Genomic DNA, 24,965 nt, shown 5'->3' on the forward strand with positions numbered 1-24,965 from the left:
CGACAGCGCCAGCCCCACATCGTCACCGGCTACTTCAAAGCCCCGCACGTCCGATACGTCCTCGACGAGTGAACCCAATGAGTTTCTGATCAATATCACGAAGACCGTGGTGACGCCCGCAAGGGCCGCTTTGAAAGAGCCGCGATCGTCGTAATCAAGGTACCGAGCCTGCGCATGACGGGAAAGGGCCGGAGGCAGGCGCTTGGGGGTGCGGGTTCCCAACACCAGCGGCTCGTCGAGCTTGGTCAGGCTGCGGCTGACCGCACGCCCCAGGGTGCCGGATGCGCCGGTGACCAGTGTTGCCATGCGTGCGCCTCATTTCTTTTCGGTACGCCGGATGGCGGTCCCGTTGTATGGAATGCGTCTACGCTGCCTGCACTTGGCGATACGCCCAGATCCCTTGAGGGCGGCGCAGCGCCCGCTCAGTCGTTCATCGACTCGGTCGGGGGGGACTGCTTTCACCTACGGGGAAGAGGGGCCGGTTACGCGCCTGCGGGCGAAGGGCGGACCATCGGCGATGGGGAGCCTGAGGGGGCCGACCGTGATGCAGGGCTGTGGACGGTCGCACGCAGTACGGGTGCCGGGGCGGCAGGGGCCCGCCTCCTCCTCGGGCAGCGGCAGGACCGGCCGTTGGGGCCCGCCAGCGCCGAGCCGCCCGAGGTCTGTGCCGGCGCCGTGCGGGTCACAAGCGGTCGGGTGTTCCATGCGAAGGCCCCCTTTTCGGTGGGAAGGGTGGTGCAGATCTCGTCGAGCAGGACGCCGGCGCGGCGCACGTCATCGTCCAGCGGGCGGTCGGGGTCAACGCAGGGAATCTCCTTGTGGATCCGGGCCAGCACATCCGCCAGGAGCGGGGCAGTGGGCCGCCGTGCCCCGACGTGCACCGACTGGCTCAGCGCAACGGCCAGGGACCCGTGCAGCAAGCGCAGCATGCTGGTGATGTCGAGCGTGTTCAACGCAGCCTGGGTTCCGAAGGGGATCACGTCCTGGTTGTGCAGGTTCGTGGGCAGACTCTGGACGGAAGCCGGCGTCGCGCTGCGCCGCATGGCCGCGATCACGGCAGTGGCAGCCAACTGCACGCCCTGCAGGGCGTGTTGTCGACCTGGCTCCCGCGCGAGCATCGGTGGCAGACCGCCGTGCGCTGAGGGTCGAGCAGCAGGTCGAGTTCCCGCTCGGCCAGGTTGCCCAGCTGTACCGCGGCGAGGGTGAGGGTGTCCGCGCAGAACGCCGTGGGCTGGCCGAAGAAGTTCCCGCCGTGGGCCACCAGGTCCTGTTCGGGAAAGAACAGCGGGTTGTCAGTGATTCCGTTGATGTCGTCCCGTGTGATCGTGGCGCAGTGGTCCAGCGTTGAGGCGACAGCCCCGATGAGCTGTGGGGTGCAGCGGATGCTGTACGGCTCCTGGAGTCCCCGGCTGCCCGAGGGGACCGTGCCTTCGAGGAGCTGACGAAGGGTATGACCCACGGCTTCCGTCCTGTGGTGTCCCAAGGCGCCCAGCAGGCTGGCATCGAGGAACGCCGGGGCGCTGCCCAGGACATCTACGAGCAGGGCCACCAGCAGCATCGCACACCGGTGCGAGCGCTCCAGTGCCCGGACGGCAAGCCCGCACGCGGCAGCTGTCAGCGAGGTGCCGTTGACCAGCGCCAGGGCGTCACGCCCGTCCAGTTCGACCGGCGCCAGCCCCGACCGGGCCAGAGCGTGCGCGGCGATAAGGCGCTCCCCGCCGGCGTAGGCATGTCCATGTCCCTGAAGTGCGCGCGCCACATAGGCCAGCGGGATCAGATCCCCACTGGCGCCCAGGGACCCCCATCGGGGCACGGCCGGGGCGAAGTCCGTGCGCAGAGCATCGGCGAGAGCGTCCACGACAGCCGGCGACACCCCGGATCTGCCCTGGCACAGGGACCGCAGCCGGACGAGCATCGCCGCCCGCACAACGGCCGGTTCCAGGTCCGGCCCCTGTCCCGCGATCAGATGATTGAGCGCGTTGTCGCACTGTTCTGCGGCGCTGTCGCGCCCGGGGAACCCCACCAGTGGACCGAACCCCGTGGTTGCTCCATAGACCGGGCGCCGGTCCCGCAGGCAGCGGACCAGGAACTCGCGGCACACCTGCACGCGTTCACGGGTGGCGGCATCGATGAGGACCTCCAGCGGCCGTTCCGCCCGCTCCAGGTCGGACAAGCCGATGAGGGAACCGGGAGACATGGGGGATACGGAAGGTGACCTCTCCGTCATCGGGGCCACGTGTTCTCCTCACGGCGGTAATACGGCCTCAGGCCCACAGGGCATGAGGCCTCCCCTGCAGGGACGCGGACAGGACGCAGATCAGGTGCGGTAGAGGCAGTCCTTGAGCGAAGCCGTCGCCCACTCGGCGCCCACCGGCTCCAGGACGGTGCGAACGGGCTGTGGTCCCGCCGCGGGGCTTCGCCGGGCCCGCGGCGTTGGCGTATGACCCAGTGCACAACCCCACCAGCTCTCCGAACAGAGGGGCGAAGGCATGCGCGTCATGCATCGCATGCAACTTTGTTCCCTTGTGAACACGCGGGTGGGAAGGTGCGTAGGACTGACGGGGCCGGGACCGGTACCGGGAACAGAGGTCACTCGTGGGACACGGGCCGCATGCTCCGCTGCCCGGCAGTTGGTGGACGGACGCGGTGTGAGCGGGGCGTCGTCCTAGAGAGCGCCCGGATTGAGGGCCGCGGCGATCGCGGGAGTCAGGGGATGCCCCGCGAGGAGGTGGCGGACGGCTTCGAGGGGGACGGAGCGCTCGTAGTAGTCCTCGAAGTGGTCCCGGACAGCCTCGGGGGAGCGCTCGGTGAGGAGGTGGAAGAGGAAGCCGGAGCCGTCCGGGTTCTCGTTGCCGGGCGGGAAGGCGAGGGCCGAGCCCGTGTGCCAGGCCGTGTCGCCGGTCTCCCGCCAGAGGCAGGCGGTGACACGGGGGATGTCGATGTCATCGTCGCGGAAGGCCGGTTCGTCCAGGAGCGGTCTCAGCGCAGCGGGCACCTCGTCGACGACACCGGGCCAGACCTGCGGGTCGTCCATGCGGTACGGGCTCATCTCCGACTCGTGGTCGAAGCCGCGTACGAGAACGCCGGCCGGGGTGAAGACGACGGAGAAGTCGTCCCCCGAGCCGTTGTCCATCAGGGCTGCCTCCTCGCCGGGACCCCAGGTCGCGTCGAAGGCGTAGCGGCAGAAACTCGGATCGTCCCCCATCGCGGCGTCCAGAACGGCCAGCGCGCGCAGATGGACGCGGAGTTCGTCGGGGTCGGGGAGGAGGGCGGTGGTGTCGCGCACGGTGCTCATGACGGCATGGAAGCAGCCGCCGCTGACAAAGGGGTACGGCCGGTGCCGGGCGGAGGCGTGGTGCCGTTGCCACCGGCAGGACCTGAGCGATCCCAGGACTCCCTGCGCGGGATCGGGCGGTGCGGGGGAGCGGCCGCAGGCGTTCCCGGTGCGGGATCGGGCGGCCCCGCGCCGGGGCCGGTGGTCTGCTTCCCGTACTCGGCTCCCCGGCCCCGCCGCCGGGCCGGTGGTCTGCTTCCCGCGCCTGGCTTCCCGGCCCCGGCGCCCGCCGCGATGTGTGAACTCCACCACGCCGCCCGTGTGGCGGAGTTCATGTGGGCCGAGCACTCCGTCCATGAGGACGTTCTGTGCGAGGAAGGTGCGCATACCGTCACTCGGGGTGCCGCTCCGAAGGCGGGCGGGGTCCGTTCCGGAGAGCCGGGCGAGTGGGCGCGCGAGGCGCCTTTGCGCTGGTGCGACGCGGATTGCCGAAGAGCCCGGGACCCGGCCCGGCAGCCGTGGGCCGGGCGGCGGCGTCCGGACGGACGCGCTCCCTCGGATCCCGCGCATGCCGGCCGGCCCGTATGGCTTCCCGCTGACCTCGGAGCCGGGTGCGGGGCGAATGCGCACAGCGAAGAGTATGCGTCTCACTACGGTGCGGAATCGCGGGCGGAGTTGTCCGGGCGGGGGTGGCTGTTGTCCGCAGTAAGGTAATGGGGGTTTATCCGTGTTTATAGCTGCGATCAGACCGTTGCCGTGGCCATCGGTCGGTGTAGTCCGTGGCGTCCGCCCGCCGGATGGTGAGGGGTGGCGGCGCACTTGAGAGGGGTGTGTGGGAAGGGCTGGGACGGGTGGGTTCGGCCGCTGTTGTGGGGTTGTGGCCGCCGTCTCGTCTTTGAGGTGGCGAGAGTCGGTAAGCTATGCTCCGGCGACCGTCACATCTGACGCCGACAGGCTCCGTAGCCGTCGCGCATGCCTCCGTAGAAGGTACGACGGTTCATGAACGGAAGGATCACGATGGCGGGCTGCTCAATAGCGGCGATTTCCTGGGAGCGTGTGCACCTCACGCTCGATGTGACGGTTTCGGACTTCAGTGGAGATCCTAGTGCTCTCCGTTTCGTGATTGTTGACAACGAGCGCGAATTCCCGGTGAACTCCCGGCAGATCGACGCCGAACAGCATCGCCTGGAGATCAACGTCACCAACTTCGAGAACCGGCGCCAGGTGCCCAACGGCACCTGGCGGATCGTCCCGGTGATCGGTGAAGAGCGCCTGTCGGCCGCCGACTTCGACCTCACGGCCACGGACGAGCTCGACGTCTGCTCCCGTACCTTCCTCTACGACCGCAACCGCTCCGTGTACGTCATCGCGTTCGGGATCTCGGATGACCTGGACAGCCCCGACTTCCTTATGCGGACGTACCAGCTGTTCCGCAGCGCGGGGCCGGGCAAGAAGCCGGCGAAGAAGAAGCCGATCGGCAAGCGAATAGGGCTCAAGGTATTTCCGCGTGCCCGGCGCCGCAAGATCGCTCAGCGTTTCTACTGGACCGCGCGCCGCCTGAATCCGCCGCGTGGCAACCGGATCCTGTTCGCCTCCGAAATGCGCACCGGCCTCGGCGGAAACCTGGCCCGTGTCCACGACCGGATGATCGAGCGCGGCCTCGACAAGAAGTACGAGTTCAGCCACTCGTTCCGAATACCGGCCACGGCGAACAAGTGGAGCACGCTCCGCCTCATCTATCGCCTGGCGACGTCGGACACCGTGCTGATGGACGACTACTTCGGGCTTCTCGGAAATCTGAGCATTTCGCCGGACACCAAGATCATCCAGCTCTGGCACGCCGGAAGTGGCTTCAAGGCCGTCGGCTACAGCCGGTTCGGGAAGTACGGTTCGCCGAAGCTGTCCAACGCCCACCGCAAGTACACCTACGTGATCACCGGGTCCAAGCACCTGGTGCCGGTGTACGCCGAGGCGTTCGGTATCGAGGAGTCGGCGGTCGTGCCGACCGGTCTGCCGCGCATCGACACGTTCCTCGACGAAGAGCATTCCCAGAAGGTCAAGGACGACTTCTTCGAGTCGTACCCGCAGCTTCGCGGCAAGAAGATCGTGCTGTTCGCGCCGACCTTCCGAGGGAAGAGCATCGGCGACGCGCACTACGACTACGACCGCATCGACTGGGAGAAGCTCTACGAGGTCTGCGGCGACAAGTACGTCGTCCTCTTCCGGATGCACCACTTCATCACGGAAGCCCCGCCGATCCCGGACGAGTACACGGACCGGCTGGTGAACTTCGCGTCGTTCCCCGACACGAACGACTTGCTGCACGTGACCGACGTGCTCGTCACGGACTACTCGTCGGTCATCTACGAGTACACGCTGCTCGACAAGCCGATCCTGTTCTACGCGTACGACAAGGACACGTATTCGGTGATCCGCGGATTCCACCGGGACTACGACTCCGTCGCCCCCGGCACGATCTGCGTGACCTTCGATGATCTGCTCAAGGCCCTGCAGGACGAGGACTTCGATCTTTCGAAGGTCGAGGAGTTCCGGCGGGAGAACTTCGACTACGTCGACACCAACTCGGCGGACCGCGTGATCGACTGGCTGGTGGTCGGCGATCACGGTGGCAGGGACAAGGGCGGCCAGCACCGCTGGCTCGACCCCGTACCGGACGACACGACGGTGGCTGACCAGCCGCTCAGCGACCAGTCGGAGGAATAGACACAATGAACGTTGCTTTGCTTTTTGCCGGCGGTATCGGTTCGCGAATGAACTCCCGTGCCCTCCCGAAGCAGTTTCTGGAGGTCAACGGCAAGCCGATCATCATCCACACCCTTGAGCACTTCGAGTCTCACCCCGAGATAGACAGCATCGCCATCGCGATACTCGCCGAGTACCGCGAATACATGGAGAAGCTGCTGAAGCGGTACGAGATCCAGAAGGTCAAGTGGATCATCGACGGCGGCAAGACCGGCCAGGAGTCGCGGCACAAGGCCCTCTCGACGGTTGCCGCCGAGTGCCCCGACGACACCGTCGTGCTGATCCACGACGGCGTGCGGCCGCTGATCGACGCGAAGCTGATCAGCGCCAACATCGAGACGGTGCGGGAGCACGGCTCGGCCATCACCTGCACCAAGTTCAACGAGACCGTGGTGTCGAGTGAGCACGAGCACATCGACGACGTGATCCCGCGCGATCACATCTACGCCGCGCAGGCACCGCAGAGCTTCCGGCTCGGCGAGATCCTCTCGCTGTACGACCGAGCGGTCGCCGAGGACGAGCACGACACGATCGACTCGTGCTCCCTCATGCACAAGTACGGCCGCAAGATCTACCGTGTGGTCGGCCCCCGCTCGAACATCAAGATCACGACGGCCGAGGACTTCTACCTCTGCCGGACGTTCTTCGAGATCCTTGAGAACCAGCAGATCGTAGGTACGTGACCCCGTGACCACCGTTTCCAGCCCGGTCGTTGCGCACGACCTCGACGAGATCCTTGACCGCGACCTGCCGTGGGGCGAGCTGTCCGGCACCACCGTGCTGGTCACGGGTGCGAGCGGCATGCTGCCGTCGTACGTCGTCTACACCCTCCTCGCGCTGAACGACCGGCACGGCGCCGGTATCACGGTGCACGGCCTGGTGCGGAACGAGGAGAAGGCCAGGCGGCTGCTCGCGGACGTGCTCGACCGCCCGGACTTCCACCTGGTCGTCCAGGACGTGTCGGCTCCGCTGGAGCTGCCCGGCCCCGTCGACTACGTGATCCACGGAGCGAGTGCCGCGCGGCCCGCCCTGCACGGCAGCCAGCCGGTCCTGACGATCAAGGCGAACCTGCTGGGCACGTTCAATCTGCTCGACCTCTGCGTGGAGAAGGCCAGCCGCGGATTCCTGCTGATGTCCTCGGCGGAGGTCTACGGGGCCCAGGCCCCGGAGACCGAGCTGATCGACGAGCAGAGCTACGGCGGCTTCGACATCCTCAACCCGCGGGCCTGCTACGCCGAGGGGAAGCGCGCGGCGGAGACGATCTGCGCGACGTACCAGGCGCAGTACGGAATCGACAGCCACGTCGTCAGGTTCGGCCACGTCTACGGGCCGGGCATGGCGCTGGACGACGGCCGGGTGCAGGCCGACTTCGCCGCGAACGTGGTGGCCGGCAAGGACATCGTGCTCAACAGCGACGGTTCCGGCGTCCGGACCTACACCTACGTGGCCGACGCCATCGCGGGGCTGTTCTACACGCTGCTCCGCGGTGACCAGGTGGCCTACAACGTCGCGGACCCGGACGGTCTCGTCTCGATCAGGCGGCTGGCCGAGCTGTTCACCGAGGTGCGCCCGGAGCGTGGGCAGCAGCTCCGCTTCACCAACGAGTCCGACGCGCGCGCCTACAGCCTGACCAAGAAGCAGGGTCTGGACAGCACGCGGCTTGCCGGTCTCGGCTGGAAGCCGGTGGTCGATCTGCCGACCGGGCTCAACCGCATGGTGACCCATCTGGAGTCGAGCGCCCCGGCGCTCTAGCGTTTCCGGCGTGGGCCGCTCGCCCGTCGAGCGGCCAGCGCCCGCGCCGGCACATCACCGGCGCGGACCGGACGCACGGATGACATCAGACGTATATGGCCTCGGCCCCGGACTTCCGTCCGGGGCCGAGGCCATATACGTGGGTCGCTGAACTGCCGAAAGCGGGTGCTTCAGGAGGAGCGCATCTTCCTGGCCAGCCGCCGCACCGGAGCAGGCAGGAGCCGGACCAGCCGACGCTGCCCGCCCGCCTTCGGCTTCGGCCCGACCACGATCTTCTCCGAAGTGCCGTCGTCATCGGTGAGGTTCCAGTACTGCGTGGACTTCTCGCCCTTGCGCGGATGCAGCTCATTGGGCTGACGCCCGACGACCTCGGGGCGTTCCCAGGCGATGTTCCGCCGTACCACTCGCGCGGGCGAACCCACGGCGGTGCAGTTGTTGGGAATGGACTTCGTGACGACGCTGCGGAAGCCGATCACCGAACCGCTGCCGATGGTGACGCCGCCCATCACGACCGCGTGCTTCGCGATCCAGACGTGCTCGCCCACGACGATCGACTGGGACGGGTTCACACGCTTCTCGGTGCGCACATCGAAGATCGGGTGGGTGTCGTCGCCGCGCACCTCGATGTTCTTGGCGAACATCACGTCGGCACCGATCGTCACGGACACGCCCTCGACGGCGGAGATGAAGGTGCGGCCCGCGCAGCCCACGTTCTCGCCGATCAGGATCCGGGACTTGTGCCCGCAGCGCAGCTCGAAGCGGAGGCCTGCGCGCTTCTTCGTGGTCTGCTCGATGTCTATCTGACCGTTGTCTCCCGTGAAGGTGACGAGTAGGTCCTGGATATCCGCTTTCGGGCTGATGACGAGTCGGTTGTTCGACCCCTTGAAGCGGATATCGATCTTTTCCGTACGGATCTCTCCGTCGTAGACGATCTCGTTTCCCTGATCGTCCTTGTAACGCTCGAGCTTGCGCACTTGCAGCATTGTGATCTGAGGGATGCCCTCGACCGGTTCAGGGTCGGACCTGCCCCTCGTACCTCCATTCCGGCTAGGGATCTCGGCTTAAGTTATCAGATGATTCTGTTACTGAATCTTGGCGTGATCGGACCAATCTTGACCGTTACATCGACTGCCGGTTCCGTGCTTCGATGTCCGAAGGTTCACGCTATGCGCAGTCAGGGGCTTATTGAGTGCTTGGTCATGATTTGGCATTCGCGTGCTCCATGATTCCACCCGTAGGCGGGAGGGGTGCCGCGAAGGTGATATGTCCCTCTTCTCCCGCGAGTTGGGGTGGGGGAGCGGATGCTCCGTGACCGGGGCCGTTCCTGGGGTGACGAGCCGGCGCCTTGGTGTCGCGGGCCGCGGTCCGGCTGCCCGTACCGCCGTGATCACCGGTGGAGACCGGTCCGCCACGGACGGTGGGGTGCCTCTTCGTGGGGTCTGCGGGGGTGGAGGCGGCCCGCGTCGATCGCCGGGTGCGCGGCGGCTCCCGGTTGTGATTCTCCTCATCGGAGAATGACCCGTGCTGCCGGGTGCGTGCAGACACCGGCGAGGTGAATTGGTCCGGCTGTTTTCCATGAACCGGGGGCGGGCGGGCCGTTGTCGGGATTCGCTCGCAGAGTGTACGGAAGGATCGGCTGTGGGTGTTCCGCGCCGGGCCGGTGGATTCCGCCTCGGATACGGCAGCGGGGTGCCGCACCACTGCTTCTCGGTGCCATTCCGGTGTTCACCCCCGGCTGTGGTGCGCTCCTGATGGGCCGCGTCGCCCAGGGGTAGGCCCTCGGCGCAGGGTGGCCGGGGCGTGGGCGGTCGGGGGATGGGCGGCCCCTGTCGCGCCCCCGGCAGGGCGTGATCGTGGGATTCGCCCCGGAGGCGCGCCGCGGTTCGGCGGAAGCGGCGCAATCGACTGCCGAATGTCGATGCTCATTCAGGGCATCAGTCTTTCTTCGGTGAATTCACCCTCTGTTCGGTGGCGATCGGGGCTCCGGTACCCGTCATGGCGGTGGTGGCAATCGGGTTGACTGAGAGCACAAGGTGCCGCTCGTTTCTTCCCGGTTGCCCGACCGGAATTCTGGCAAATTGCCGACGGTGCCTATTCTGTGGGAATTTCGTGCACCGGGGATCCGGGGCGTCACCGCTTTCATGGTGATCTGCGCCGGTCTTCTCCCGGTTGTGCTCGGCCCGGTTTTCCGGCTCCGAGGGCCGGCCCGACCCCGGTCCGTGTTCATCCGCCCTGTGGCGGCTCCACCCGCCCCAGCCACGCCGTCAGCAGTGGCTCCAGTGCCGCCGCCTCGTCCCCGGTCAATGTGTCGAGGAGGCGGCGTTCGTTGCGCATGTGCTCGGCGAAGGCCCGGTCGATCAGGTCGCGCCCCGCGGGGGTGAGGGCGACGACACGGGCGCGGCCGTCGTCCGCCGCGCGGCGGCGGGTGACCAGGCCGGCGCGCTCCAGGCGGTCGATGCGCTTGGTCATCGCGCCGGTGGTCACCATGGTGTGCGTGGCCAGTTCGCCGGGGGCCCGCTCGAACGGCTCCCCGGCCCGGCGCAGCGCGGCCAGTACGTCGAACTCGCCCTCGCTCAGGCCGAACCGGCGGTACACCACGCACAGTTCCTCCGTGAGCAGCAGAGCCAGCCGGTGCAGCCGGCCGATCACGCCCTGGGGGCGCACGTCGAGATCCGGGCGCTCGCGGGCCCACTCGGCCTGGATGCGGGCCACGTGGTCCAGGGGGAGTGGGGTGGTGGAATCGGGCATGGCCCCATCGTAGCTTCCAGGGAAGATATCTCCGGGTAAGGTAGCTTCCATGGAAGCTACCTTGCGATGGGTGCTGATCACGGCGATCGCGCCGGTGGCCTGGGGGACCAACTACTACGTCACCCACGCCTACCTCCCCGCCGGCACCCCGCTGTACGGCGCCGCGATCAGGGCGCTGCCCGCCGGGCTGCTGCTCCTGGCCGTCCGGCGCGAGCTGCCCCGGGGATCCTGGTGGTGGAAGGCCGTGGTCCTGGGCGTCCTGAACATGGGCGGGTTCTTCGCCCTCGTGTACGTCGCCGCACAACTGCTCCCGACGAGCACCGCCTCGACGATCATGGCCGCTTCACCGGTGGCCATGATGCTGATCGCCTGGGCACTCGTCGCCGAGCGGCCGGGCCTGCTCCCCCTGCTGGGGGCCGCCGCCGGTATCGGCGGCGTGTGCCTCATGCTGCTGACCGGGACCGTCCAGGCCGACGTCCGAGGGGTCCTCGCCTCGGTCGCCGCCCTGACGATGTCCTCCCTCGGCTACATCCTCACCAAGCGGTGGGGTTCCGGGACCGATGTCCTCGCGTCGACGTCCTGGCAGCTGATTGCCGGTGGCCTTCTGCTGCTGCCCCTCGCCGCAGCCGTGGAAGGCGCGCCGCCCGCGCTCGACGGGCCCGCCGTCCTCGGGTTCGGCTACGTGACCGTGGTGGCGACCGCCCTCGCCTTCGCCGCCTGGTTCGCCGGGCTGCGCCATCTGCCCGCCGCGACCGTCGGCCTGGTCGGGCTGCTCAACCCGGTGACCGGAGTGCTCCTCGGCACAGTGATCGCCGGTGAGCCGCTCACCCTCCGGCAGATCTGCGGGCTCGTCCTCGTGCTGGGCGGAATCCTGCTCGGCAGGCCGCGGGCACGCCGACGGCCGGCCGGGGTCCGCCGCACCCGCCCTACGGCTGCGTGACCAACAGCTCCCGTACGCCCGTAGGTTCGGCCGCATCCGCCGAGCGGACCGTCACCCGCACCTGGCGGGCCACCGCGCCCGCCCGGTACGGCTGCCAGCTCCGGCCGTCGGCCGAGGTCTCCAGTCGGTACGAGGCGGGGGTGGCGTCGGTCCACCGGGGCGCGAATCCCGTCACCGGGGCCGCCCGCCCCAGGTCCACCGTCAGTGAGCCGGTCGCCCCGTCCGGGGACCAGGCCGTCGCCGTGCTGCCGTCGACCGCCGCCGCCGCGTACAGGCCGGGCGTCTCGGACGTCGCCGTCGCCGGTCGGCAGCGGGCCGCGTCGGTGGTCGGGGTCAGGTCCGGGCGGCGGGTGGGGAGGGAGAGCACGGTGGACAGGGAGCGGGGACCCGACGGGGTGTGGAGAGTGAAGGGGGCGCCGGAGGTGAGGCGGACCTCCGTCGTCCGGGGGCCGATCGCGATGTCGTACGTACGCCCCTGATAGCGCAGGCCCGTCAGTTTCACACCGTCGCTCAGCTGCGGCGGCAGCATCGGGTCCAGACGCACCCCGTCCTCCCGCAGCCGCAGACCCGTCAGCCCGTGGGTGAACACCTGAAGGAAGCCGCCCTTGCCGGTGAGGAAGTCCTCGGCTGGGAAGCCGGACAGAGGATCCTGCGCGCCCGCCTTCGCGCCCCGTGCCTCGCTGAACAGGGCGTACGGGCCGCGCATGAACGGGCGCACGGAACGCTGGAGATAGGTGTACGTGGCACAGCCCGGCTCCCCGATCGCGGCCGCGTCGATCGCGTGGACGGAGTCCGTCATCGCCGGGCCGTCCGGATCGGTGTGAGCCGCGTAGTAGTCGAGCGTCGAGGCTGCCGCGCCCGGCTCCATCGGCCACTCCAGGGGGTAGATCAGCAGCACCGTGTCGGCCTGCTTGATCGTCGAGCCGTCGTAGCCCGCGTACTGGAGATAGAGCTTGCGCTCCGGGTCGTACGGGATGCGCAGGCCGTCCGCGACCTCCGTCCATTCGGCCGGAGCGGGGTGCCCGAGGAGCTGTGCCGCGCGGGTGGCGTTGCGCAGGGCGGTGGCCGCGACGGCGTTGGTGAACACCCCGTCGGTGACGCCGTTGCTGTACTCGTCCGGGCCCGCCACCTCCTTCACCGAGTAGCTGCCGTCGCCGTTCGCGGTGGCGCGCGAGGCCCAGAAGTCGGCGATGCCCCGGAGCAGCTGCCAGCCGTGGCCGGCCAGCCAGTCGCGGTCGCCGGTGGCCAGGTAGTACTGCCAGACGGCCAGCGAGACATCGCCCTGGAGGTGGTTCTGGGTCACGCAGTGCGGCGGGTTCCAGCTCTGGCACTCGGACCAGAGGCTGCCTTCGCTCGCGCTCGTCCACGGGTAGAACAGGCCCTTGTGCCCGAGCTTCTCGGCATTCGTACGGGCTTCGCCGCGCGTCCGGTAGCGGTACTCGACCACCGACCGGGCCAGTTCGGGACGGGTGGCGAGCAGTCCCGGGTACATCCAGGTCTCCGCGTCCCAGAACACCATGCCCGCGTAGTTGTCGCTGGTCAGACCGGCCGGGGCGATGCTGTCGCGGGAGCCGGCCCGGGTCGAGGCGAGGAGCCCGTACTGGGCCGAACGCAGCCACTTCTGCAGATCGGGGCTGCCCGGCACGGACACATCGGCCGACCAGTCCCGGCGCCAGACTGCGGCGTTCTCGGCGAGGACGGCGGACCAGCCGAGCCGCGCTCCGCGCCGGGAGGCCTCGCGCGCGTCGGCACGCGGGGCGCGCGAGGTGAGCGCGGTGTCCACCCCGACGTACTTCTCGAAGGTGTACGTACGCCCGGCGGTCACCCGGGACGGCTGCCCGTTCGTCCCCGCCGGGCGCATCGTCTGGACGATCGCGCCCGCGGTCCCCGTGCCCCGGGTGCGGAACGTCCCGTCGTCCTCCAGCGCGATCCGGCGTGCGCCGCGTGGGTCGAGCCGGCCGGTGACCGTCGCGGTGCCGCTCCAGTGCGGCGTCATCCGCAGCCTCACCGCGCCGGTGTGCACATCGGCGCGGTCGGCCAGCACCTCGTACGTCAGGTCCGTCGCGCGGCCGTCGGCCGTGGTCCAGCGCAGCGACGTCACCACCAGCCCGCAGCGCAGGAACACCGTCTGGCGGTACCGGGAGATCCGGCCGGCCGGGGTGGCGGAGCCGTATGTCTCCTGACCCACCCGCACATCGAGGCCGGTCCAGCTCGGCAGCGCGGCGGCCACCTCGCGGCCCGCCGCCAGGCCGTCCTCGCGGCCGAAGAGCCCGGAGACGAAGGCCCCGTCGTAGCGCGGGGTGAACAGCGGCCAGCCGGTCTTCTCGTCGCGCTCGGCGTACCCGGCACCCGTCGGCGGTACACGGTGCCCCAGATAGCCGTTGCCGACGTAGGGGTCGTAGCCGGCGGCCTCGCCGAAGACGGTGGACGTTGGCGCCCAGGCGGGGTCGGTGTCCCGGCCGCAGGCCGCGGCCGGTGGAGCGGACGGCGGCGGGGCCGTTGCCGACGCGACGGGCGGCAGCGGCGCGACCAGGGCGCATGCGAGGAGGGACGTGAGGAGAGAGGTACGCGAAAGGCTCACGGTACGAACGTAGAGAGGCGGGCGCGACAGCGCGGTCCACGGCGCGCGGGGTGAACGGCTGACGTGCGGGGCGCGAAGCGGCCGGGCGCGGCGCGCGGGTGAACGCCCGGCGCGCGGGGCGGTCCGCAGCGCGCAGGCGAACGGCTGACGCGCGGGCGCGCCCCGCGGTCCCTCAGGCGGCGAGCCCCGTCTTGAGGCCCGCGCCGCACAGCGGTACGACGACGCTGCGGTCCGTCCAGCCGCCCACCGCGGCCCAGCAGGCCACGCCCGTGGTCTCCACGTAGAAGCCCCGGCCGGCCAGATCCCGCTGGGCGGACCGGATCTGATCCTCGGTCACGGTCAGGAAGGTGCCGCCCGACTCCCGTACCGCCGCCAGGATCGCCCGTGCACGCGGCGGACGCGTGATGGCGATGCCCTCGGCGAGGGTGGGGGCGGCGGTGACGTCCGCCGGAGCGTCCACGAGGTCGTCCGCCCCCGCGTGGAAGGCCGCCGCCAGCGGGGACACCGCCTCGGCCTGGACGGCGATCAGGGCGGGCCGGGAGTCGATCAGGCCCTGGGTGAGGAGTTCCGCGGTGGCCAGGGCCGCGCCCAGGAGCAGTGTGCCGTTGCCGACCGGTACGGCGACGGCGTCCGGGAGCCGGCCGCCGAGGTCCTCCCAGAGTTCGTACACGTATGTCTTCGTGCCGTGCAGGAAGTACGGGTTGAAGACGTGCGAGGCGTAGAAGGTGCCGGGGGCGCCGGCGGCGGTCCGGGCCGCCCGCGCGGTCGCCTCGCGGTCCCCGGGGACGGTCTCCAGCCGGGCTCCGTGGGCCCGGATCTGCTCGGTCTTCTTCGCGGAGGTGCCCTCGGGCACGTACACCGTGCAGGGCAGCCCGGCGCGGGCGCAGTACGCGGCGACGGCCGTACCCGCGTTGCCGCTGCTGTCCGCGACGACTCGCTCGGGGGCGAGACGGCGTGCCAGTTCGGCGAGCATCACCGCACCGCGGTCCTTGAAGGAGAGCGTCGGCATGAGGAAGTCGAGTTTGGCGGAGACGGTGCCGGTGAGCGGCACGAGGGGCGTGCGGCCCTCACCGAGGGTGGTCACGGGGGAGGCGAGCGGCAGCACCTCCTCGTACCGCCAGAGGGAGTTGACCCGGCCAGGCAGGGCGTCCGGGAGCAGCGGGCCCGCGCTCTCGAAGTCGAGGTCCCACGGACCCCGGCAGACCGGGCAGCACCAGGTGAGCGAGGTGACGTCGGCACGGGTGCCGTCCTGCGGGCAGCGGTAGGTGGTGGGCATGGCGGCCAGCATGCCAGCCGAGGGGGCGGGGCGGAGTCCGGGGCGGCCGCGTCGGCGCGGCCGCCCCGGAAGGGCCGTTCCTACCGCCGGGAGAGTCCCCGGTCGACGGCGGTCATCAGCTCGCCGTCCTCCGTGTCCCCGTCCAGTGACCAGAACATCGCGCCGCCGAGCCGGTGGTCGCGGATGTAGGCGGTCTTGGCGCGCAGGACCTGCGGGTCGTCGTACGTCCACAGCGTGGTGCCGTCGAACAGCCAGGCGCTGCCGTCGCGGACGTTGCGGTGGATCTTGTACGTACCGGATCCGGCCAGTTCCTTGAGGGCCTTGTAGTCCTCGTAACCGGCCGCCCAGGTGGCGGGCGCGGGGGCCGCGGCGGGCTGGCCGAGGCCGTCGCCACCGCCGGTCACACCGGTCCACCCCTGACCGTAGAACGGCATCCCCATCACGAGTTTGCGGGCCGGGGCGCCGCGCTTCAGCCAGTCGCGCACGGTCTGGTCGACGCTGAAGTCGCCCTTCGCGCGGAGCGCGGACTGCTGGGCCGTCGTCTTCTCGCCGGAGACGTGGAAGTCGTAGCCCTGGAGGTTGACGAAGTCGAAGTCCCGCATGATGCGGGGGACGTCGAAGCCGGCGTCGATCTTCTCGGGGGCCGTGGGGACGAACGCCGAGAGGTCGTAGTGTCTGGGCTTCGCACCGTGGTGGCCGCCCTTGCGCGAGGCGGCCTGGCTCTTCGCGTACGCGTCGAGCTGGGTACGGAACTCGTGCACCAGCGCCGTGAAGTTCCGCTTGTCCTCGGGGCGGTACACCGTGTCGGTGTCACCGGCGGATCCCGGCCATTCCCAGTCGATGTCCACGCCGTCGAAGAGGCCTGCCGCGGCTCCCTCGCCGCCGCGCGTCCCGTCCACCGGCAGGTTGCCCTTGATGTACAGGTCGATGCAGGAGGAGACGAAGGCCTTGCGTGAGGCGGCGGTGCGGGCGGCGTCCGAGAAGTGGGTGGACCAGCTCCAGCCGCCCAGCGAGATCATCACCTTGAGGCCGGGGTGCTTGGCCTTGAGCTTGCGCAGCTGGTTGAAGTTGCCCGCGAGGGCCTGGCCGTCGGTGTCGGCGACGCCGTCCACCGAGCCGGCCGCGTCGAGCGGGCGGGCGTAGTCGGCCCAGGCGTCGGCCTCGCCGGGCACGTTGCCCGTGAAGCACTTGCCGTCTGCGCTGACGTTGCCGAACGCGTAGTTGATGTGGGTGAGCTTGGCCGCCGTGCCGCTCGTCTCCAGGTCCTTGACCTGGAAGTCGCGTCCGTAGACGCCCCATTGGGTGAAGTAGCCGACGCGCTTGTAGGCGGGCGCGGAGCCGTGGTGGTTGTTCCCGCGGTCCGTGCCGTGGCCCGCGGAGGCGTTGGCGGCGGGGGAGAGGGTAGCTGCCAGCGAGAGGGCGCAGGCGGCAATGGCCAGTCCGGACAGGGTTCTTCGACGCATGAGGCCCGTTCCTGTGTGCGTGTGCGGAGGCAGGTGCTGAGAGGTGCGTGGCCGTGCTGTGTGGAGAGGAAACTATTGGTCTGGACCAAACGGGGTCAAGGGGGAAGGGGCGTTCAACGGTCGGGGAATCCTTGGCGGGCCGGGATGGGGGTATGCGCGCGTCCACCGCGAATCATCACTTCGGGTGAAACTCTGGCCTGTGCTTGCGGTTCGGAACCGACCGTTGCGAGGCTGTTGCGGTCTGTCAACCTCTTGGGGAGTTGCCTGTGACTTTCGGTGAGCAGCCCGCCTATCTGCGCGTTGCGAGCGATCTCAGAGAGAAGATCGCCAATGGTTCGCTGCCGCCGCATACGCGCCTGCCCTCGCAGGCGCGTATCCGCGAGGAGTACGGGGTCTCGGACACCGTCGCGCTGGAGGCGCGCAAGGTCCTGATGGCCGAGGGGCTGGTCGAGGGCCGCTCCGGCTCCGGCACCTATGTGCGCGAGCGCCCGGTCCCGCGCCGGATCGCCCGGTCCGGCTTCCGTTCGGAGTCGGGGGCCAGCCCGTTCCGGCAGGAGCAGACGGCGGAGGGTGCGCGGGGGACCTGGGAGTCCCGGAGCGAGCAGGAGGGGGCGAGTCCGGAGATCGCCGAGCGGCTCGGAATCGAGCCGGACGACCGCGTGATGCGTACGAGTTACGTGTTCCGCGACGGCGGCGAGCCGATGATGCTCTCCACCTCCTGGGAGCCCCTCGCGGTCACGGGGCGCACGCCGGTGATGCTGCCGGAGGAGGGCCCGTTGGGCGGCTGCGGGGTGGTCGAACGGATGGCCGCGATCGATGTCGTGGTGGACAACGTGGCCGAACAGGTCGGCGCGCGCCCGGGGCTGGCGGAGGAGCTCCTGGCGCTCGGCGGGGTGCCGGGGCATGTGGTGATGGTGATCGAGCGGACGTACTACGCCTCCGGGCGCCCGGTCGAGACCGCCGACGTGGTGGTCCCGGCCGACCGCTACCGGATCGCCTACCATCTCCCGGTCCGGTGACCGTTTCCGGCCCGGTGGGCTCTCGGCGGAAGGGGAGCGCCGGGATCCCGAAGGCGCGTCCCCGCCCGGCTGTTCGGCCCGCGGGCCGCTGTTCCTGTCGGGTGACCGATACCCGGAGGCAGGTGTCCGGCGCCCGTGACGGCGAGTTAACGGCAGTCCTGGTGTCGTAACAGCCCGGCAATCACCGACCATGACGGCTTGTCATGTCCCGCTCCTAACTTCCCGTTCGGACCCGCACACCGGACCGACGAACGGGAAGTCACCGATGACGGACACAGCCGTACCGAAGACCGGGCCCGCCCCCGGGGAAGACCTCGCGGGCGGGCCGGCCGGCACACCCCCGGCGCGCAGCTACGCCGGACTCGCCGCCGACGAGAGCCGCGAGGACTACTCGCTCCGCTACGCGCCGCACTCCTTCCGGCGCTGGTCGCCCTCCGTGGTCGCGGGCACCGCACTCGGCGGGATCGCCTACCTCGCCGACTTCGCGATCGGCGCTTCGATCGTGTTCACCTACGGGTTCACCAGCGGATTCGCCTCGATCCTGGCCGCCGCGACGATCATCTTCCTCACCGGCATCCCCATCGCCCGAGCGTGCGCGAAGTACGGCCTGGACATGGACCTGGTCACCCGGGGTGCCGGCTTCGGCTACTTCGGCTCGACGCTGACCTCGCTGATCTACGCGTCCTTCACGTTCATCTTCTTCGCGCTCGAAGGCTCGATCATGGCGCAGGCCATGCACCAGGCCGTCGGTCTGCCGGTCGAGGCGGGCTACCTGGTGACCACCCTGATCGTCATTCCGATCGTCTTCCGGGGCATGGGCGCGCTCGCCAAGGTGCAGGCCTGGACCCAGCCCGTCTGGATCATCGGCATGGTGCTGCCGTTCGTCGTCCTCGCCTTCGAGGCGCCGGACGCCTGGGGCGCGTTCGGATCCTTCGGCGGCACGGAGGGGGCGGGGGCGGGCTTCTCCTGGGTCGGGTTCGGACTCGGCACCGGGGTCGCGCTCTCACTCATCGCCCAGATCGGCGAACAGGCCGACTACCTGCGCTTCATGCCGGCGAGGACGGAGGCCAACAAGCGGCGCTGGAACCTCGCCGTTCTCGCCGCCGGACCCGGCTGGGTCGTCATCGGCGCGGCCAAACAGCTCGGCGGCGCGCTGCTCGCCTTCGTCGCCCTGGAGGCTGTCGGCAAGACCCATGCGCTGGAGCCGATCGCCCCGCAGATCGAGGCGCTGAAGCCCTGGCTCGGTTCGTTCGCGCTGCCCGCCGCCGCGCTCTTCGTCATCGTGTCGCAGATCAAGATCAACGTGACCAACGCCTACAGCGGTTCGCTGTCCTGGTCGAACTTCTTCTCCCGCATCACCCACCGCCATCCGGGACGGGTCTGGTACATCTTCCTCAATCTCGTCATCGCGCTGACGCTGATGGAGATGAACATGTTCGCCGCCCTCAACAAGCTGCTGGGCTTCTACTCCAACGTGGGCATCGCCTGGATCGTGGCCGTCGCCGCCGACCTCGTGATCAACAAGCGGATCGGGCTGAGCCCGCCGTACATCGAGTTCAAGCGGGCCTATCTGTACGCGGTGAACCCGGCGGGATTCGGGGCGATGGTGATCGCCTCGACCGTATCGATCCTCGCCTTCTTCGGGCTGTTCGGTACGTACGCGGAGGCGTTCTCGACCTTCATCGCGGCCGGGCTCTCGCTGACGCTCTGTCCGCTGATCGCCTGGGCGACGAAGGGGAAGTACTACCTGGCGCGGCCCAATCCCGTGAACGGGCCGGGCGTCGAGGTCGCGGACATCACCGCCACCCACACCTGCGCGGTCTGTGAAACGGCGTACGAACTCCCGGACATCGCCGACTGCCCCGTCCGGTCCGGTCCGATCTGCTCGCTCTGCTGCTCCCTGGACGCCGAATGCGGCGACGTCTGCCGCAAGGACCCCGCCGGAGGACCGGTGCTCATGCCGATACCGGTCCTGCGCGGCGATGCGGGTTCGGCGTAGCGCCGGTCTCCCACTACCGTGGAACTCCCTGGGGGCGCATTCATCCGGATGCGCCCCCAGGGAGTTGGTCCGCTCCTGGCCGGATCAGTATCTCTTTGTGCGATTACGTATGCGTTGAGTGAAGGTCAGGCGTAGGCTCGGGCATATGCGTACTGCGGTTTCCTGGGGATTCTTAGAGACGTGCATGCCGTTCGGAGGAGGGGCGCGATGCTCTGGAGGGACGCGATGAGCGACAGCGGTGCCGTGCTCCCTTGGCTGGTGATACGGCAGGACGACAACGGCAACCGCTACCGCGTGGGCAGGTATGCCACGCAGGACGAGGCGCAGCGGACGGTCGACAAACTTGAGGACCGGGGCCACAAGCAGCTCTACTGGATCGAGCGCGCGGGGCAGACCGCCCGCCCGTAGTGCGCCCCCTGTGACGCGGTGCTTTCCGGGCGTCGGTGACGGAGCATTACGCTCCGCACCATGACTGATCGCGTGGTGGTGGCCGGAGCCGTCTATGACCGGGGGCGGCTCCTTGCCGCGCGCCGCAGCGCACCGCCGGAGCTGGCCGGGCGGTGGGAGCTGCCCGGCGGCAAGGTCGAGCCGGGGGAGAGCGGCGAACAGGCCCTCGTGCGCGAGCTCCGGGAGGAGCTGGGCATCGAGGCGGAGCCGCTGGAGCGCATTCCCGGTGAGTGGCCGCTCAAGCCCGGCTATGTGCTTCAGGTGTGGACGGTCCGGCTGATCTCCGGCGTGCCCGTGCCACTTGAGGACCACGACGAGCTGCGCTGGCTCGGGCCGGGCGAGACCGGCACGGTGGACTGGCTGGAACAGGACCTCCCCGCGGTGGCCGAAGCCGTACGTCGGCAGCCGGGCGGCGCGGACCGCTGAGCGGAGCGCCCGCACCCGGCCCGTGCGCCCCCTCGTTACGGGTACAGCCGTTCGTGTGCGCGCCCCTACATCCGTACGCCCCACGTGCCGACACCGGGCGGTATTTCATCCTGTATTCCGGGTATGTGGTGTTTAGTCCCCCGTACATAGGATGTTCCCGCTGCTGCTCCTGGGAAGTGATCGGCGTGATCGATACCGAAGCCGAGAGCGCCGAGTGGAGCTTTCCGGCTGTTCCCGGTGCCGTGCGTACGGCCCGGCATGCCGTCCACGACGCGCTGCGCTCCTGGGGGCTCGACACGGCCGTCGGAGACATGACGGTTCTGCTGGTCAGTGAGCTGGTGACCAACTCCATGCGGTACACGCCGGGCCCCATCGGCGTGCGGCTGCTGCGCCCCCGCCCCAACGGCGAAGGCCCCTCGGTCCACCCCGGCCTGGTGGTGGAGGTCTCCGATCCGCTTCCGGATCCGCCCACCGCGCGCAAGGCCGGGCCCGATGACGAGGGCGGCAGAGGGCTGCAGCTCGTGGCCTGTTCGGCCCGCCGCTGGGGGACCCGGCGCGGAAAGAGCGGCAAGACGGTGTGGTTCGAGCTGGCCCTGCCTGGTTAGGAGTGAGGTGGGACGAACAGCGATCACGGAAGGTCCGTCAGAATCTGGCCGAAACGGACTGAGACCGTGCTGTGATCGTGAACGCCGTGTCGGTAGGGGCCGTAGTGCTGAATACTGCGGGCAGGACCGGTCCGGTGTGTGAGCTGGAGGGGACGGTCGCGTGAGCGAAATACCTGGGACAGCGGGCGATGTCGTGTGGCAGAGTAGCCCGCCTGGCTCGATCTACGACTACATCAGGGTCGCCTCCTTCTCGATCGGCCCCGATGGCCTGATCGAGCAGTGGAGCCGCCGGGCAGCCGGCCTCTTCGGCGTTGCCGCCCACGAGGCGGTGGGCATGGACCCGGTCGAGGCCTTCATGCCCGGCGAGACGCGCCGGGACGGCCACCGTCGGATCGCCGAGGTGCTCGACGGCAAGGAGTGGACGGGACTCGTCCCCTTCCGGATGCCGGGCGAGGACGCCGTGCACGGGCTCGCCGAGATCTATGTGATGCCGAGCGAGACGGCGACGGGTGAACGGGCCGCCGTCTGTATCGTCGTGGACGTCCGAGCGCTGCGGCGCATCGAGACGGACCTCGCGGCCTCGCAGGCAATTTTCGGCCAATCTCCTTTTGGATTCGTGCTGTTCGGCACCGATCTGGCCGTGGTGCGGGCCAACCAGAGGTTCGCCACCGTCTTCGGCGGCCGGGCGGAGGACCACCGCGGCCGCACGGTCGACGACTACCTCACAGGCGTGGAGGCGGACCGGCTGACAGCCACGCTCGAACACGTCCTGGCCACCGGCGACTCCGTCACCGACCTCCAGCTCGTCGGCACCGCCCCGGGCGACACCGCGCGCCGCCACTGGTCGATGAACCTCTACCGGGTGCACAGCGGATCGGGCCGCCCGACCGGCATCGCCGGGCTGGCCACCGATGTGACCCGGCGCCACATCGCGGCGCGCGAAGCGGCCAGCGCCCGGCGCAATCTCGCCCTGCTCAACGAGGCGAGCGCCCGTATCGGCAACTCCCTCGACCTGGAGACGACCGCCCGCGAACTCCTCGACGTCGCCGTGCCCGGCTTCTGCGACCTCGCCTCCGTCGACCTCTACCAGGCCCTGCTCACGGGCGAGGAGACGGCACCTGGCAGCGGGGGTCCGCTGCGGGGGGAAGCCGTCGGCGGCTCCGCCGAACTGCGCCGCGTAGCCTTCGCCAGCGCCGTGTCGGACGTCCTGCCCGACATCGGCCCCGATCCCGACCTCGGTCCGGGTTCCGCCGGGCCCCGGACCGAGGACGGCCCGCCCGCACTCGGCGCCGTGCACCGCTACCCGTTCGGCTCGCCGTGCGCCATCGCCCTGCGCACCGGCCATGTGGAGGACGTACCCGGCGACGACCGGGGCTTCGTCCAGTCCACGCTCGCCGTGCCGCTGGTCGCCCACGACACCGTGGTCGGCCTCGTGCAGTTCTCCCGCACGAAGGGCAGCGAGCCCTTCGGCGAACGTGACCGCGCCCTGGCCTCCGAACTCGCCGCACGCGCCGCCGTCTGCATCGACAACGCCCGCCTCTACCGGCGCGAGCACGAGCGCGCGCTGATCCTCCAGCGCAGCCTCCTGCCGCCCGGCGACCCCGAGGCCGCGGGCCTCGACATCGCCTGCCGGTACCTGCCGGGCAACACGGCGACCGAGGTGGGCGGCGACTGGTTCGACGTGATCGAACTCCCCGGCCACCGCACCGCCCTCGTCGTCGGCGACGTGATGGGCCGGGGGCTGCGCGCCGCCGTGGCCATGGGCGAACTGCGCACCGCCGTAAGGACCCTGGCCCTCCTCGACCTGGAACCCGCCGAGGTGCTCTCCGCGCTCGACGAGGTCGCCCGGGGCCTCGGCACGCCCGGCGCCGGCACCTCCTCGGACGCGGGCGGCGGCGCCCAGTGGCCCTCGCGGGCCGCCCACAAATCGCGCGAGGCGGACCTCTCCGAGGTCTATCTGGCAACCTGCGTCTACGCCGTCTACGACCCCGTCACCCGGCGCTGCACCTTCGCCAACGCCGGCCATCTGCCTCCCGTCGTCGTCGAGCCCGGCGAGGCGGCCCTGCTCCTCGACGTCCCGCCGGGCATGCCGCTCGGTGTCGGCGGCGAACCCTTCGAGGAGGTCGAGGTGGAGCTCAAGGAAGGCGCCCTCCTCGCCCTCTACACCGACGGTCTCGTCGAGTCGCGCGATCACCCGCTGGACGAGGGGCTCGAAGCGCTGCGCGGATCCCTCGTGGAACCCGACCGGCCTCTCGAGGACGTCTGCGACCGCGTACTGAGCTCGCTCGACACCCGGCACGGCGAGGACGACATCGCCCTGCTGATGGCCCGCGTCCAGGGGCTTCCGGCCGAGGCCGTCGGCGACTGGCGGCTGCCCCGTGAGCCCCGCTCGGTCGGCCGCGCCCGGGAGCTGGCCCGGGACCGGCTGATCGCCTGGGACCTCGACGACCTGGTGGACACCACCGAACTGCTGGTCAGCGAACTCGTCACCAACGCCCTGCGGTACGGCGAGGGCGAGATCCGGCTGAGGCTGCTGCGCGACCGCACCCTCGTGTGCGAGGTGTGGGACGCGGGCCTCGTCCAGCCGAGGCGCCGGCGCGCACGCGACACGGACGAGGGCGGCCGGGGCCTCCAGCTGGTCGGACTGCTGAGCGCGGCCTGGGGGTCGCGCCGGACTCCGCGCGGCAAGACCGTCTGGTTCGAACTGCCGCTGCCCGGCGGCCGTCCGGCCGCCGAGCGCACGGTGGAGGAACTGCTCAGCATGTTCTGAGACCGGCCCGGCTCCCAGGGTTCGGCGCCGGCTCCAGCCGCCCGCACGGGCTGCGGCCCCGCCGGCCGCCCCGGCCCCGCGAGCCGCCCGGGTCCGGCGGCCGTCCGCGTCCGGGTCTCGCTGACCGGCCGGCCCCTGCCCCGCCCCTCGGCGGCCGGCGGCCCCCGCGGACTCAGGAGCCGGTCTTCAGGGCGGCGAGGCGGGCCTCCACCTCGGCGCTGTCGCCCAGTGCGTCCAACTGCTCGAACTGGGCGTCCAGGGACGACGCCGCGAGCTCCTGCTTGCCCAGCGCCTTCGCCTCCTCGCGCCGCACCTTGTCCTCGAACCGGCTCAGCTCACTGGTCGGGTCGAGGACGTCGATGTTCTTCACGGAGTCCATCATCCGGTTCTGCGCCTGGGCGGACTTGGCGCGGGCGACCAGCTCGTCGCGTTTGGCCTTCAGTTCCGTCAGCTTCGACTTCATCCGGTCCAGTCCGGACTTCAGCTTGTCCACCACCTCGGTCTGCGAGGCGATCGTGGGCTCCGCGGTCCTCGCCTCCTTCTCCGACTGGAGCTGCCGTCCGAGCGCGACCTTGGCCAGGTTGTCGAACTTGTCGGCGTCCGGGCCCGAACCGCCCGCCCGCAGCTCATCGGCCTTGCGGCTGGCGGCGAGCGCCTTGTCGCCCCACTCCTTGGCCGCCGCGACATCCTCGCGGTGGTCCTGCTCCATCAGACGCAGATTGCCGATGGTGGCGGCCACCGCCTCTTCGGCCTCCGCGATGTTGGAGGTGTAGTCGCGGATCAGCTGGTCGAGCATCTTCTGGGGGTCCTCGGCCTGGTCGAGCAGGGCGTTGATGTTGGCCTTCGCCAGCTGGGTGACGCGTCCGAGAACGGTCTGCTTGGTCATGGCATCTCTCCTGTGT

18 protein-coding genes and 1 pseudogene are annotated in these 24,965 nt (G+C 69.9%); 10 read left to right on the plus strand and 9 right to left on the minus strand.

The features are described from left to right. The 3 genes and pseudogenes from ACZ4LX_RS32260 to ACZ4LX_RS32270 all read right to left on the minus strand — a co-directional run. Positions 1-306, minus strand: a 306-nt coding sequence (locus tag ACZ4LX_RS32260) for an NAD(P)H-binding protein (protein ID WP_467650498.1), incomplete at its 3' end; no start/stop codon positions are given. 176 nt (positions 307-482) lie between these two features. Beyond that, positions 483-2,227 (minus strand): annotated as a pseudogene (locus ACZ4LX_RS32265) (HAL/PAL/TAL family ammonia-lyase). Positions 2,228-2,665: 438 nt separating this feature from the next. Next, complete coding sequence (locus tag ACZ4LX_RS32270) at positions 2,666-3,295, minus strand: hypothetical protein (protein ID WP_467650497.1); 630 nt, start codon at positions 3,293-3,295, stop codon at positions 2,666-2,668. Positions 3,296-4,273: 978 nt separating this feature from the next. On the opposite strand from ACZ4LX_RS32270, the gene ACZ4LX_RS32275 reads away from it, so the two are divergent. Genes ACZ4LX_RS32275 through ACZ4LX_RS32285 form a run of 3 tightly spaced genes read left to right on the plus strand, consistent with a single transcriptional unit; the run spans position 4,274 to position 7,789 of the window. Next, positions 4,274-5,998, plus strand: coding sequence for a CDP-glycerol glycerophosphotransferase family protein (locus ACZ4LX_RS32275; RefSeq protein ID WP_467650496.1), 1,725 nt, complete (start codon positions 4,274-4,276; stop codon positions 5,996-5,998). 5 nt (positions 5,999-6,003) lie between these two features. After that, positions 6,004-6,720 (plus strand): IspD/TarI family cytidylyltransferase, encoded by a 717-nt coding sequence (locus ACZ4LX_RS32280; RefSeq protein WP_467650495.1) that lies wholly within the window; start codon positions 6,004-6,006, stop codon positions 6,718-6,720. A 4-nt stretch (positions 6,721-6,724) separates the two neighbouring features. Continuing rightward, entirely contained in the window at positions 6,725-7,789 is a 1,065-nt protein-coding gene (locus ACZ4LX_RS32285) for an NAD-dependent epimerase/dehydratase family protein (protein ID WP_467650494.1), read from the plus strand. Positions 7,790-7,959: 170 nt separating this feature from the next. Here ACZ4LX_RS32285 and ACZ4LX_RS32290 read toward each other — a convergent pair whose 3' ends face one another. Both ACZ4LX_RS32290 and ACZ4LX_RS32295 read right to left on the minus strand, forming a co-directional pair. Next, complete coding sequence (locus tag ACZ4LX_RS32290; RefSeq protein ID WP_467650493.1) at positions 7,960-8,772, minus strand: acyltransferase; 813 nt, start codon at positions 8,770-8,772, stop codon at positions 7,960-7,962. Positions 8,773-10,012: 1,240 nt separating this feature from the next. Then, positions 10,013-10,537, minus strand: coding sequence for a MarR family winged helix-turn-helix transcriptional regulator (locus tag ACZ4LX_RS32295; RefSeq protein ID WP_467650492.1), 525 nt, complete (start codon positions 10,535-10,537; stop codon positions 10,013-10,015). Positions 10,538-10,586: 49 nt separating this feature from the next. On the opposite strand from ACZ4LX_RS32295, the gene ACZ4LX_RS32300 reads away from it, so the two are divergent. Continuing rightward, positions 10,587-11,477: a DMT family transporter gene (locus tag ACZ4LX_RS32300; RefSeq protein WP_467650491.1), complete on the plus strand. Its 891-nt coding sequence runs from the start codon at positions 10,587-10,589 to the stop codon at positions 11,475-11,477. Here the strand turns inward: ACZ4LX_RS32300 and ACZ4LX_RS32305 are convergent. The 3 genes from ACZ4LX_RS32305 to ACZ4LX_RS32315 form a co-directional block, all read right to left on the minus strand. Continuing rightward, a complete protein-coding gene (locus tag ACZ4LX_RS32305; protein ID WP_467650489.1) occupies positions 11,464-14,058 on the minus strand; it encodes a discoidin domain-containing protein in 2,595 nt (864 codons plus the stop codon). The two genes, ACZ4LX_RS32300 and ACZ4LX_RS32305, sit on opposite strands and share 14 nt — an antisense overlap. Positions 14,059-14,230: 172 nt before the next feature. Next, positions 14,231-15,346, minus strand: coding sequence for a threonine synthase (locus ACZ4LX_RS32310; RefSeq protein WP_467650488.1), 1,116 nt, complete (start codon positions 15,344-15,346; stop codon positions 14,231-14,233). A 68-nt stretch (positions 15,347-15,414) separates the two neighbouring features. Further along, positions 15,415-16,797, minus strand: a complete 1,383-nt coding sequence (locus ACZ4LX_RS32315) for a glycoside hydrolase family 18 protein (protein WP_467650487.1) — start codon at positions 16,795-16,797, stop codon at positions 15,415-15,417. 266 nt (positions 16,798-17,063) lie between these two features. On the opposite strand from ACZ4LX_RS32315, the gene ACZ4LX_RS32320 reads away from it, so the two are divergent. The 6 genes from ACZ4LX_RS32320 (at position 17,064) to ACZ4LX_RS32345 (ending at position 24,063) form a co-directional block, all read left to right on the plus strand. Next, positions 17,064-17,816, plus strand: a complete 753-nt coding sequence (locus tag ACZ4LX_RS32320; protein WP_467650486.1) for a GntR family transcriptional regulator — start codon at positions 17,064-17,066, stop codon at positions 17,814-17,816. A 265-nt stretch (positions 17,817-18,081) separates the two neighbouring features. Further along, positions 18,082-19,815 carry a purine-cytosine permease family protein gene (locus ACZ4LX_RS32325; RefSeq protein WP_467650484.1) on the plus strand — a complete coding sequence of 578 codons (1,734 nt, stop codon included), beginning with the start codon at positions 18,082-18,084 and terminating at the stop codon, positions 19,813-19,815. A 225-nt stretch (positions 19,816-20,040) separates the two neighbouring features. Next, positions 20,041-20,223 carry an SPOR domain-containing protein gene (locus ACZ4LX_RS32330; RefSeq protein ID WP_467650502.1) on the plus strand — a complete coding sequence of 61 codons (183 nt, stop codon included), beginning with the start codon at positions 20,041-20,043 and terminating at the stop codon, positions 20,221-20,223. Positions 20,224-20,283: 60 nt separating this feature from the next. Beyond that, positions 20,284-20,688, plus strand: coding sequence for a (deoxy)nucleoside triphosphate pyrophosphohydrolase (locus tag ACZ4LX_RS32335; protein WP_467650483.1), 405 nt, complete (start codon positions 20,284-20,286; stop codon positions 20,686-20,688). Positions 20,689-20,864: 176 nt separating this feature from the next. Next, the gene (locus ACZ4LX_RS32340) at positions 20,865-21,293 is read left to right on the plus strand and encodes an ATP-binding protein (protein WP_467650482.1); all 429 of its coding nucleotides are present in this window, start codon (positions 20,865-20,867) and stop codon (positions 21,291-21,293) included. 193 nt (positions 21,294-21,486) lie between these two features. Then, positions 21,487-24,063 carry a SpoIIE family protein phosphatase gene (locus ACZ4LX_RS32345; RefSeq protein ID WP_467650501.1) on the plus strand — a complete coding sequence of 859 codons (2,577 nt, stop codon included), beginning with the start codon at positions 21,487-21,489 and terminating at the stop codon, positions 24,061-24,063. Between the two features lie 172 nt (positions 24,064-24,235). On the opposite strand, the gene ACZ4LX_RS32350 is transcribed toward ACZ4LX_RS32345, so the two are convergent. Next, positions 24,236-24,949, minus strand: coding sequence for a PspA/IM30 family protein (locus ACZ4LX_RS32350; RefSeq protein ID WP_467650481.1), 714 nt, complete (start codon positions 24,947-24,949; stop codon positions 24,236-24,238). Positions 24,950-24,965: the final 16 nt, after the last annotated feature.

It is taken from the genome of Streptomyces sp. NPDC026062 (genome assembly GCF_055568375.1).